This window comes from Kineothrix sp. IPX-CK (assembly GCF_039134705.1).
Classification (GTDB): domain Bacteria; phylum Bacillota; class Clostridia; order Lachnospirales; family Lachnospiraceae; genus Kineothrix; species Kineothrix sedimenti.
The window spans coordinates 1523585-1536436 of the sequence record NZ_CP146256.1 but is presented as its reverse complement, the minus strand read 5'-3'; the positions used below and the strand labels follow the sequence as shown (position 1 = coordinate 1536436).

Here is a 12852-nt window from a genome sequence, read left to right as displayed (position 1 = left end):
TATGTGCTTTAACGTATACATCTATTACTATATTATAATTACATATATTTCATTACTATACAATCTACGAGCACTTTTAGAAAACCTGAATTCATCTTCAAAAAGGGACAGCTGAACCGTTACGTTTGTTTCGATATTTATAAAACAAATTATTTAATAAAACAATTACAATGGATAATAAGCCAATATATACAAAGTGATTATTCCTAATAAGATTTATTCCTAATATTATAATACTAACTAAATTAAAAAAAATACAAAGAATGCTTGTAAAAACGAGCAAAACTATACTATAAAAAACATTCTGTCTACACACTAAATGTAAATTAACCAATTTATAGTAAGAAAAATTATATACTAAACAAATTTCTCCCAATATTAGTAATAAAATAAAAATTATTATTATTGCCCTAGATTGATTTATACTTATGTTAAACATATCTTTATATTGAATTTCTGTCGGGGTGACTATCCATGAATAATTTCCTGTTTTCGCATTTTCTAATAGCGGCACAATATCAGTATAGAATTTATTGATATTCGTTTCACTTAATCTAATTATACCGCTTGTTTTATTAGCATAATGAATTTTTAATCCATCCGTAATTGAAACATTTGCATCTATTGAAAAACTAGGCATCACAATATATTTATCCAAAATTATATTATAAGATGCCATGCGTATATTACTTGCATCAGATAAAAAACCGATTATTTTAAATTTATATTTATCAAATAAATATTCTGCCTCAAAAATATCTCCTATACAATACAACGATGAATATTCTTTTCCCATAAGGACTGGAATAACTTCATTTTTTTTGTATATAAAATCATCAGATATAAATGATGTTCCGTCTGAAATAATAATCTCACAATTATCTATCATATCCTCACTAATTTGAATACAACTAATTCCAGCACATTGGTCTAACAATTTACCGGTTCCTTCTTCATAAAACAGGCCTTTCTGGTTAGGCATTTCCAAGTATTGCTTATATATTTCAAAATATTTATATCCATTATCTTCAATTAATAACTTATGCAATTCTTTAAAGGACTCTAAATCTTTATCTAGCGGATTATCTTCATGCTGTATCGAATAAATTACATAACCGTCATTTATATTTTTTTCAGATTGACTAATTCTTAATAAAGTCCCCAAATAATCACAACACAATATTAAAAATATAATTATTGCAAGAACAAATGACATTAAGACTAATTTTATTGCCTTTAACGTTTTCATATTTATCTCCTCTTATGCAATGGGCCTTGATAACCTATTTAATGTCTGCTGATTAAACCGCTTCCGTTTGAGAATAATCAGTTCCGCTACAAAAAAATGAAATCAGCCATTTTGATCCACATATTGTTGGGATTCCTGCAAAGTCCTATCGGTCGGTTGAAACGAAGAACGTTATCAACCAACCGATAGGTTTTGAGAATTATCAGTAACTTTATATACGACTTGGACCTCTTTTTATGGTAAATGTTTATTAAAACTGCAAAAATAATTGATTCATTAAAATCCTTTGTCTTTATTTTACCACAAAATGACGTAAAAGTAAGCAAAATCTAAGTGTTATGGATTAGTCGGCAGATACTATTTACTTACAACGGTTAGGGTGTTTCTCCCCTTCTCTGCTCAGATATCGTTTATTTACTTAACTTAAAATACTACTATGATAAAAGTTTCCCGCATCAACTCTCTGTTCCATACTTTACTACATGTGTATAAGAGGTCCACACATCATCATCTAGAAAAGTGCCCGTCGCCTTTACCGTATAATTCCCCCATACCCTACCAGAATCACCTCTCTTGAATATTTCACTAAGATATGTTCTTGTATAGTGATATGTTTCAAGAACTGTATCGCCACTCTTATGTTCAGAATATCCAATAGGTGTAGCTCCAAAAACATTATTTTTTGTTTCCCACTTTGCATCTCCCCAGACATTCCAAGTAACTGCTCTTGGCTGTACTGTTAATTGCAGGTAAATTGCGTACAAAAAATTAACTTAATTATATTTCTTATCAATTCCTTTTGATGAGGACCCTACGCTTACCATGTTAAATCTCCAGACTGTCAGCAGTAATGTACTGTTGATATAATCTTTCAAACCAATGGTATCACCTCCCTTTAATTGTAATTTCTACTGATTTCATGCCCGAAATTATTTTTTCAACCGATTCTTATTTGCAGATAATTATCTGTCATTAAATTTTTTACCTTTGATATCTCATTTTCAGCTTTCATTTAAATAAGCTCTTATTATACATATTTTCTGTTTATTCATCACTTATGCATAACGAACCATATTTTTATAAGCTTGCCTCTATCCCTTTTGTCATTTTATATTTACTTGAATAAATAAACAATGCTATTGGCACTTTTGGTAATTTAAAGGCCAGTTTTTGTCAAAAAAAAGATGTATACGCTGCTTTTAACGTATACATCTTCTATCATTATATAATTTCTTTATTTAATTTTTATACTATATTGCAGGCAAAACCAGAATAGCTGTGAAAATATCTTTTTCAATAAAACATTCCAGATATCCATTATACTTCTCCGCAGTATTTTTCACACTTTGAATGCCTATTCCATGAATTCCCTTTTCCTTCTTGGTCGAAACAAACCCCTTCTCACTGCGAATGATCTCTCCTCCAAAATCATTTGTGATCTTCACCACACAAAAGCTGCAATCATTCTGCATAAAAATACGGGTTCTGACATATCGTTCTTTTTTCCCCTGCCGCGCCGCACATATCGCATTATCCAGTAAATTACCCAGCATAGTTATCATATCTACATCAGCAACGCTTCCCATATGCGTCCCCGGTTCGGCATACACGTCAAAAAGAATACCTTCCTTGATACACTGAGCTTCTTTTTCATTCAAAATAGCATTTATAACATGATTCTCACTATATATGGCCATTGCACTATTTTCCAGTTCCACGTTTAATTCATATATAATGTCTAAAATGCTGTCATTTTGATTTTTCCTTGCGAGTTCCCCTATTGTTTTAAGATAATGGCTGGTATTATGAATAAACTCCTTGTATTTTTCATTCGTTTCCTGTACGTGGGCATAATAACTTAAATCTGCATTCTGACGGACGATCGTTACCTCTTGTCTCATATTCAGGGACATCTCTTCCGAGTACCGGTTAAATGCATAAAATATGAGAATATTTCCAAGCAGCATAAGTGCAAAGCACACAGACATTAAAAGTCTCATCGAAAGCTTTTCACTAAATTCCAAGCCCGAATAATAGGTAAGCAGCATAATTCCCAGATTTGCTATCGGAACACATAAATACATCATAAAGATTTTACTATTCATTCTCTTTCTGGACTTATTCGATACCTGCTTTATGATCACGAATAAAATATATGTCAGTAATTTCATTGTCAGCATATGCCAGGGAATTGCCGATAACCTGACAATGCTTGTCTGTTGGTGAAAGTATGATGGTATTTCTAATAATATGGCAAATAGAAATTCACATCCCCAAAATATAGATAAAGCAATGATAAGATAAATCAAACGGTTTCCAAAGCTTGTACAAAACAGTAAGCTTACATATAAAAAAAATAAAATTGCCACACCAAATAAATTCAAGTATGTATTGTTCATCAAATTAATCAAAAACATTATGCCTGTGGTTATAATACTGATTAATATGATCCTTCTATTTATTTCAAACGATCCTCTGCGTTCAAAAAAATTGTCGAAAAAATCGAATAATATATATACTTCCACTACACAGCTCAACAACAAAACTGCCTTATCCAAATACTCCATAATATCCCCTTATACTTCAATATTTCCTGGCCATGCTCCTTGCCAGTTCGACTCTGAGTTCTTTTTCCTTCGAACGCGCAATAGATAAAATAGTGCCATCTACCAGTTCTAATTCTGTCGTCGTTTTTCTCCTGATGTATTTTAAATTTACAATGTAGCTATTATGGGCATACGCAAAACCGTAATCTTTTAGTATGGGATATAATTCATCCACTCTTTCTTTGCATGTTATGTTGTTTTCGAAATCATATTTTTTAATATTAGGGCAGGCATAGATGTTACTTCCGCGTCTGGCAATTGCTATATATAATATTTCCTCCGGTTTTAACTTTACTGTATTATAATGCCGGTTTCCAACAATGTACGGTTCCGTCTTTTTATTTTTCATCTCCCGGATAATTATTTTCATTTCCTGCTGCATGCGCTTGTCCGTATATTCCTTCAGCAAATAACGAAAAGGGGCTGCTTCAAAACATTTTACGGTTGGCTGACAGCTGCCGGAACAAAACACTAAAATTGACATGGGAAACCTTATCCTAAACTGTTTGGCCGTTTCATCTCCATTAATTTTCTTCATTTGCATATCCAGTATAAGCAAATCAATATTATCCTGTGTTTTACATTTTTCTATTAATTCCTCCCCTGAATAATATTCATAGAAAAAAACTTCGCTTTCATCAAGACCACTGCTTAAAATTATCCTTTTTACATACTGAACAAATCTCTTATCGTCATCACAAATTGCCACATAGTACATAGGTTATCCCCCTCCCTATAAACTCTATCTGTATTTATATTTCATGACTGTATAACAAATATTTTAATAGATATATTCTTTTATGTCCATAATTTTGTCTGTTATATTAAACCCGTCGCAGAAATAAACCTCCTTTTACATTCTGCCGCCTCGGGCGAAGCGCACAGCCCCCCTTGTGCAGTACACTTAAGGCCAGCTGGCATTTCTCTCCCCACGCTGTCCATCACGTCTACAACCTCATGAAAAGGTATTACACCTTCCCTTCCCGACAAGGCAAGGTCAGAAAATGTAATTGCCATTGTTATAGCCGTAGTAAATCTGCTAAAGCATGGCTGATTATTTCCGCCCGGTATCGGATCGCAGGGCCAGCCGATGGCTGCCTGTAATGCTAATGACGCCGCGCTTTCCACCTGACTTGGAGTTCCGCTGGACATTTCTGTTATCGCTGCTGCCGCCATGGCTGAACAGACACCGCATTCCCCGGCACACCCTGTTGTTTCGCCGGTGGGTTCCGACCTCGTATAACAGATTACTCCTACACCCGCGGCAACAAACAATCCATGCAAGACATCTTCCTCGGACAGATGCCTTGCCTCCATAACCGCTCTTACGGCAGAATACAAATATCCTCCTCCGGTTCCCATAGGCCCCGGTACGATTTGAACACCTCTCCTGAATGCCTGAGCGCGATATGAGTATGTCAACGCGTTCGTAATAACACCTCCAACAGCCGGAGGCGATTGTTTACAATAATTCTCCCACTTACGAAAATGATAACCGGAAAAAGGTGTTTCCAAAAGCTGTTCCTGCGCTTCATCTATGTAATCTGTCTGCCTTTTGAGCAGCCGCTGGATTTTTCTCATGTACTCTACAATCTCTCCTCTGCCCCATCCGGAGGAATTCTCTTCATATACAAGTGCGGTTTCCCACAAGCTTTGATGATTTACTTCCGAGATCCGGATCCATTCTTCAAAATCTGCGAAAAGCTGGGGCTTTTTTCTTTCCGTCGTAATAACAGGCAAGATCGGTTTAAGGACGTACTGCCTGCGGTTTCCTTGGAGCACTAATTCTTTATCCCCTTTAAAGGATATCGGGATGCCCATAGCCCATACAACCTCTATCATTCCGCCTCCGATGGAATTACCGACAAGCACTGCCTGCTCATCGTTCCTGTCTGTCAGAACAAATTTGACTGCATTTGGATGAGAGCTTTCCGCTATCTTCTCGAAATCAAAACGATAAGGGATGCCCTCTTCACTTAAAATCTGCCTGATATCAAATATCTTTTCCTCCTCAGGCAAAAAACCATAAGCACCAGCAAGCATTCCCAGGTCTTCATTCATCCATCCAAAAGTTCCGGCAAAAGAGCCATCCGGATCCAGATACACCTGTATCTGCTTCAGCGGCGCATCCAGCAGACAGGACGCAACATAGCCGATCCTGCACGGACCGGCTGTGTGAGAACTCGAGCCGGGCTGCATAATCGGCCCAAAAACATCATTATAAAAATCCGGATACAATTCTAACATCGTGCTTTTTTCACTCCTGCGTTTCATTTATATTTGGAATCTATCTGACTGCTTCCAGTAAGATATCGGTCAATAGCCCTGCCGCAATTTCTATCGCGGCAATATCCACCGTAAACCCGGAATTGTGAAGCGGATGTCCTTCTCCTGTTCCTACTTTAAGGTACATCCCCGCCGCCTTTTCATTCGCTTCCAAATAGCATGAAAAATCATCACTGATCATATTGGTTTCGACATGTTTTATACTGAAATGATTCTTTTTTGCAATGCGCTCTATTGTATCGCACAGACCCTCATCATTAACAATAGGGGCCGGACCTTCATGCCATTCGATACGCACCTGCATATCGTTCATCGTTGCAAATTCCTGAACAATAGTAAAAAAACGTTCTTTCATCTCTTTTCTTTCCCGAAAGAGTATGCTGCGCATCGTACCTTGAAAAAAGCCGCTCTCTGGAATTACATTCCATGTATTCCCGGCGCATATCTGCGTAAAGCTAAGTACACTGGGATGGATAGCCGGAACCTTTTGAGGCACTGATGTCTGTAAGACAAGCATCATCTGCGCCATCACAGGTATGGGATTATTTCCCAAATGGGGCATTGCCGCATGCGCGTCCTTTCCCTTTATGGTAACCTTAAACTGATCAACGGCTGCCATAATGGTTCCCTTTTTCAGCCCGATCGTTCCTGTCGGAAGTGCCGGATCTGCATGAAAAGCATAATACTCGTCCACTTCCTTCAGCACTCCTGTTTGTATTACTGTTTTGGCACCATCTGCCACCTCTTCCGCAGGCTGAAAAATAAAAAATACGTTTCCCGATATCTCTTTTCTTTTTTCATGCAGACGTTCTGCTGCTGCAAGTGCTGTCGTTATATGAAAATCATGACCGCAGGCATGCATGATGCCGCTATGGACGGAAGTATAAGAAAGCCCTGTTTGCTCTTCTATCGGCAATGCATCGATATCCGCCCTGAAAGCGACGTTCTTTCCCTTCTTACTCCCGCGCACTACTGCAATCAATCCTGTCGAAAGGCCGGTCTTTACTATCTCGATACCGTCCTTTTGAAGAATTTCTTTGATTTTCCGTGTTGTATCATATTCTTGATATCCCAGCTCCGGATGTTCATGGAACCAGCAGAATATTTCCTTCCAATCCTTGTCCATACCGCCCCGCTTAATCCTTTGTATATGCTTTAAGGTAATCGTCCAAATCTACCTGAAGAATCTTATTAATCAGATTCGTTGCGATCATGATCGTTGCGAATGCTGTAATCGCTACGATCTGCTCCTCGTTCCAATGCTTTTTTAATTCATCAAAAATTTCTGCCGGAACGTGATTCGAATCGTTTACAATAGCTCTTCCATACCGGATAAGAATATCCTCCTCTTCCGTAAACTGAAAAGTATCGAAATCAATATCCAGATCCTTAAGTATCTTGCGGAAAAAGACACTGCATATGAGACAATCATTTTCTGTTGATATCGCATAACAGAAGAAATTCACCGCTCGTTCTCCAAGAAACTGCTCGATGGTTTTCTCAAGCGGATACCATTCCATCAATGCGTGATACGATGGGAGCGAATGGAGCAACGTCAGTTTCATATTTGTAATGCGCCCGTTGTCACTGATCTGCTTATCGATTTGATGTTTCACCTCATCAGATGCCTTTTCATATTCTATCTGTGATATATATGCCATAACCTGACCTCCTAAGTTCTATATTGTATAACTGAATCTTTGCATATATCTGTCAATAAATTGTTTTGTTCTCTCATTCTCCGGATGAAAAAACAACTTTTCCGGAGGCGCCACCTCTAACACGATGCCATCATCCATAAATGCCACCTTATCGGAAACCTCCCTTGCAAAATCCATTTCGTGTGTAACGATCAGCATAGTCATCCTGTCATCGGATGCCTGTTTAATCACCTGCAAAACCTCTTGAACGAGCTCTGGGTCCAGGGCAGAAGTAGGCTCGTCAAATAAAATTATCTGAGGGTTAAGTGCCAACGCTCTCGCAATCGCCACTCGCTGCTTCTGTCCGCCCGATAACGCTGTCGGATAGTAACTGGCCCGATTGAGCATACCTACTTTGTCAAGGTAAAACCGCCCGATCTCGATGGCCTCGGCCTTCTTCTTTTTTTGTACTACTATTAAGGCTTCTGTCACATTTTCCAGCGCAGTCTTATTTTCAAAAAGTCCGAAACTTTGGAAAACCATACCTGTTCTTTTTCTTACTTCTTTTTTTGTATGTCTCGAAATATCATGTGCTTTGAACTTATAATCACCGATCGCAATACTGCCTTGATCCGGTGTCTCCAATAAATTAATACATCTGAGCAGCGTCGATTTACCGGAACCGCTGGAGCCGATAAGGGCAACGGTCTCTCCTTCCTCCACTGTCAGATTGACCCCTTTCAGGACTACGGTATTCTTAAATGACTTTTGTACTCCTCTAATATCTATCATTTGGCCATACCTCTCTCGTTCCTTCGAACATTTTTTTCCAGTTTTGCTACCAAAAATTCAAATACAATACATATCGCCCAGTAAATAAGCGCAGCATCGATATATGCCTCAAAGAAACGAGATGCCCTTCCTGCCTCAATCTTAGCCTGCCCCATAATCTCAGTTACGGAAGCGGCAAAAGCTAACGATGTATCCTTTAGCAGGCCGATGAAGAAATTGGCAAACACGGGAAGTGCAACCTTTATGGCCTGCGGAAGTACTATCCGGATCATCGCTTGCGTGGTATTCATCCCAACCGAGTATGCGGACTCCAATTGCCCCTTATCCACGGAAATAATTGCCGCACGAATGGATTCGGTTAAATAGGCACCGGCGCTGACCGAAAAAGCCACCAGCATAAAAACCATGGCCGGCACAGCCGATACATCGAAAGAGGTTCCGAATTTCTGATTAATGATCCTTAGCAAAATAGGGACACCATAATAAAACAATAAGATTTGTACGATCAGGGGTGTCCCTCTAAAGAAGGACACATATAATCCTGTAAAAAGCCGCAGCACAGGAACCCTGTAAATCTTGATCAGCGCCCCTATTAATCCTATAAAAAGCCCGATAATAAATGAAACTACCGCAAGTGTCAGCGTATAAGGAATTCCCTTGAGAATATCCGGGATAATCTCTATCATGAACTCCACATCAAATATTTTTCCCATTACTATTTACCCTGTGGTGTATAATCAGCCTCAAACCATTCCGTTGAGAGCGTTGACAATTCTCCGCTTTCAATCAGCTGTCCCAATGCAGCGTCTATTTTCTCCTGAAGAGTCTTTCCAAGCTCATCCTGTTTAAAGATAAAAAATACAGGAGTTTCTGAAAGCCGCTCACCGACCGGTTCTACATCCAGACCCTGGATTTCTGCTTTGCTGATTGCAACAGCAGGATCGTTCAATGTTGCATCGATTTTTCCATTTACGATTTCCTGAAGAAGAGTTGTAATGTCTTCCTCGTAATATACAAGTGTTAAAGAATTCCCATTTTCTTCGTTCCATTTTTCCGCTTCGATATTATGTGCATCGCCGACTGTAAGGCCGATCTTCTTTCCAACCAGATCTTCAAATCCGTTAATATCGGTTCTTCCCTTTTTTACGATCAACTGATTCACAGCCGTATGATAAGGATTCTCTGTCAGATAATATTTCTCCCTGCGTTCGTCTGTGCCGGATATCTGATTCGCAAGCATCTGGAATTTATCAGAATCCAGTCCTACAAATAATGACTCCCATGGTCCTGTAGTAAATTCAAAATGCAGGCTGGGATCTACCTCTTCCACCTTGCGAAGAACTTCAATATCATATCCTGTCAGATAGTCATTTTCATCTACATAGCTAAAAGGACTGTATGTTCCCATCGTTCCTACAGAAACTGTGATTACCTCATCCCCTGCTGTCTCCTCGGCGGTTTGCGTTTCTTCATTTTCTGCTGCTTCTGCCTCACCAGCTTCCGCTTCTGATTCATTTATCTCTTCCGGAGCAGAAGTTTCTTCGGCACTTTTTGCAGCTGTTTCGCTCTCTGCTTTACCGCATCCTCCGAATATTCCTGCCATAGCAATTAATAATGCTCCTAAAACAATCTTTTTTTTCATAATATTTTCTCCTTATTTTTAATAAAAATTTTCTTCTCTGTTGTACGGATACTATCTTGTAAGCAGTCCGGCATCCAACACAAACTGGCTTCCCGTTATATATCTCGCTTTATCACTTGCAATAAACTTCACCGACTCTACCACATCTTCTGTTTCCACCCATGGCACCGGCAGAAGATTTCCTGCGGAACGCTCTGCAATTTCCAACGGTGTAGATCCTTCCATCTGTGCGAGCCCATCGTTCATAGGAGTATTAACTCCTGTGGGATGAAGCGTAACAACGCGTATTCCATGTGGCGCCAGCTCAATCGCCTGCGATCTTGCCAGACCGATGAGCCCATGCTTAGATGCCGCATAATGGCTCATTCTGTTCATTCCCCTTAAGCCGGCGATCGATGAATTATAAATAATCACACCGCTATTTTGTTCGATCATATGGGGGATAATATGTTTGGAAACAAGCCACCCGCCCTTAAGATTAATATCGATCATAGCCTCCCACTGCTCCAGCGTAAGCTCATACGAATAGCCATAAGCGGCAATTCCCGCATTGCTGAAAAGGATATCGATTTTTTTGAATTCCTTTATTCCTCTTGAAACAGCCTCCTTAACATCCTCTTCCTTTCGTACATCACCACCAAAGATCACAATTTCTGCGCCTAACTTTTCTACCTCTCCTTTTAACTTTTCCAGGTCCTCATTGGATGACTTGTTATAAGCAGGATAAGATATCCTCTCCCCCAAATCAAAGGCGATGATATTTGCGCCCTCTTTGGCGAAGCCTAAGGCAACCGCCCGTCCTTGTCCCTTTGCGGCTCCGGTAATAAAAACTGTTTTTCCTTCGAATTCTCTTGCCATTTCCACTCTCCTTGAGATTTCAATTTATTTTTCTCATGTATTTCTCGATTACCCTATTGCATAGTAATTATATATGTATTATATGCCACATAGATTAATAGTGCTAATTCATAAAAATTATCACTGGTTATTCATAATTCCTATAGCCGGCAGCTTTCACACCAAGAAAAAAGGATGCTCCTCAAGTCATTTCTTGACTTTTGGGACACCCTCTTATCATGTACTGATTTTTTTATTTTTTATATGTTATTGTTCATTTCCGGCAGTCTTTCGTTCTGCCTTCGGATATAGTCTTAATCCGACCAATAAACACCCCTGAATATACGGAATTTTATTTTGATCTAAATATTCCAATAGTTCTGCGCTTTCAGCCCCGGGCTGTATTACGATACATTTATACTGTTTATTGCATTCTTTCATGAGCTGTAATCCCTTTACCGGATTGATACACAAATCAATAATATCGATATCGTCAGTTATTTCATTTATCGATGCCAGTTCTTTTCCTACCGCATATACTTTGTATCCACGCTCGATTAAACTATTTTTTATTTTATATGCATATTTTTCTTCATTTATTGTGTCGCCCACAACAGCAAATACATTTTCCTGCATGATTTCTTTTAAATCCATTTATCCCTGCCTCCTCTTCATATAATATATAATTTCAGCATATCAAAGAACGGGATTTTTTCAAGGTCACGATAAATCTTCAGATATTTTTTCTATTTCCAATTTACTGCCCATGAATTTATGAAAATCAGGATCTTTTGGAATATTTAAATCAATTCCACGCTTTCTGGATGTTAAGACAAATAGCATCTGTATTGGTAAAATATATTCCAATACTGATAATTCCGTATCATTTATAAAATAATCTTCTGGCATACGATACTGCCTGTTTCCCTGCTTTTCATAATAATCATACAATCGATCCAACTGCTGTTTTTGCTTTTTATCCGGTGGAAACAGATATAAAAATTCGGTTTCCTCATCTACCGCATTATACATTCCATGCATAAATGCATCTGTTTGATATCCACGAACCGGGAAACGACATGTTTCAGATATTTTCAGAACCGCTTCCAGCATCGATGCCTGCATAATTCCATCATATAGTACAATCAGATTTTTACAGTCTTTTAAAGACTCTGCTGCTTTCTGACTCCAGTTAACCGACTTTTCTAATACAGCCGGCATATGATCGATCACTCTTTTCACACGGCCCTGATATTCCTTTTCTTTGGAATCTGACAGTATTCCCTGCACTCCTGCCAATCCAATTCCAAAAAGAATTAAGGTCAGTACCGTTGCCGTATATCCTTTGGTGGTAGCTCCTGCATCTTCGTATCCACATTCAACATAAATTGTAGCATCACTATGACTCGTGATTTCCGTGTCATATTCTCCCGTTACAGAAATGGTGCGTACTCCGGCCTTTCTTGCTTCATCTAATCCGGAAATAACAGCCGTGCTTGTTCCCTGTTGTGAAATACCGATAACCAGGCTATTTTTATTCATAAAGCATAGTTCCTCGGATATAGTTATCGGGTATACGGGAAAAACCCGTATACCCAATATTTTCTTTAAGAAAGAAGCCGCAGCAACTGCACTATGATAGGATGAGCCTGTTCCGGTCAAATATAATACTGATACTTTTTCTTGCATAAGATTTTTCATGCAATCTTCGAATATAGCAGCTCTTCTTTCCCATATGCCGCTTAATATCTTTGGTGTATCTTCAATATATTCACATATATCACCCTTGTATATCATTTG

12 protein-coding genes are annotated in these 12852 nt (G+C 38.6%); all 12 read right to left on the bottom strand.

Annotated elements, in window-relative coordinates; all coding sequences use genetic code 11:
• Nucleotides 1-97 precede the first annotated feature (97 nt).
• The gene (locus V6984_RS07210; protein ID WP_342759106.1) at nucleotides 98-1249 is read right to left on the bottom strand and encodes a hypothetical protein; all 1152 of its coding nucleotides are present in this window, start codon (nucleotides 1247-1249) and stop codon (nucleotides 98-100) included.
• A gap of 1250 nt (nucleotides 1250-2499) precedes the next feature.
• Complete coding sequence (locus V6984_RS07205) at nucleotides 2500-3420, bottom strand: sensor histidine kinase (protein ID WP_342759105.1); 921 nt, start codon at nucleotides 3418-3420, stop codon at nucleotides 2500-2502.
• A 412-nt stretch (nucleotides 3421-3832) separates the two neighbouring features.
• Entirely contained in the window at nucleotides 3833-4573 is a 741-nt protein-coding gene (locus V6984_RS07200) for a LytR/AlgR family response regulator transcription factor (protein ID WP_342759104.1), read from the bottom strand.
• Between the two features lie 101 nt (nucleotides 4574-4674).
• On the bottom strand, nucleotides 4675-6102 hold the full coding sequence (locus tag V6984_RS07195; RefSeq protein WP_342759103.1) for an L-serine ammonia-lyase, iron-sulfur-dependent, subunit alpha: 1428 nt from the start codon (nucleotides 6100-6102) through the stop codon (nucleotides 4675-4677).
• Nucleotides 6103-6142: 40 nt separating this feature from the next.
• Entirely contained in the window at nucleotides 6143-7267 is a 1125-nt protein-coding gene (locus V6984_RS07190) for an amidohydrolase (protein ID WP_342759102.1), read from the bottom strand.
• Between the two features lie 10 nt (nucleotides 7268-7277).
• Entirely contained in the window at nucleotides 7278-7802 is a 525-nt protein-coding gene (locus tag V6984_RS07185; RefSeq protein WP_342759101.1) for a hypothetical protein, read from the bottom strand.
• Nucleotides 7803-7820: 18 nt separating this feature from the next.
• Nucleotides 7821-8573: an amino acid ABC transporter ATP-binding protein gene (locus tag V6984_RS07180; protein ID WP_342759100.1), complete on the bottom strand. Its 753-nt coding sequence runs from the start codon at nucleotides 8571-8573 to the stop codon at nucleotides 7821-7823.
• Nucleotides 8570-9286, bottom strand: coding sequence for an amino acid ABC transporter permease (locus V6984_RS07175; protein WP_342759099.1), 717 nt, complete (start codon nucleotides 9284-9286; stop codon nucleotides 8570-8572). The genes V6984_RS07180 and V6984_RS07175 overlap by 4 nt, the downstream gene beginning before the upstream one ends.
• 2 nt (nucleotides 9287-9288) lie before the next feature.
• Nucleotides 9289-10215 (bottom strand): transporter substrate-binding domain-containing protein, encoded by a 927-nt coding sequence (locus V6984_RS07170; RefSeq protein WP_342759098.1) that lies wholly within the window; start codon nucleotides 10213-10215, stop codon nucleotides 9289-9291.
• A 51-nt stretch (nucleotides 10216-10266) separates the two neighbouring features.
• Nucleotides 10267-11073: a mycofactocin-coupled SDR family oxidoreductase gene (locus V6984_RS07165; protein ID WP_342759097.1), complete on the bottom strand. Its 807-nt coding sequence runs from the start codon at nucleotides 11071-11073 to the stop codon at nucleotides 10267-10269.
• A 246-nt stretch (nucleotides 11074-11319) separates the two neighbouring features.
• Nucleotides 11320-11706: a CoA-binding protein gene (locus V6984_RS07160; RefSeq protein WP_342759096.1), complete on the bottom strand. Its 387-nt coding sequence runs from the start codon at nucleotides 11704-11706 to the stop codon at nucleotides 11320-11322.
• 66 nt (nucleotides 11707-11772) lie between these two features.
• Complete coding sequence (locus V6984_RS07155; RefSeq protein WP_342759095.1) at nucleotides 11773-12849, bottom strand: SIS domain-containing protein; 1077 nt, start codon at nucleotides 12847-12849, stop codon at nucleotides 11773-11775.
• Nucleotides 12850-12852 lie beyond the last annotated feature (3 nt).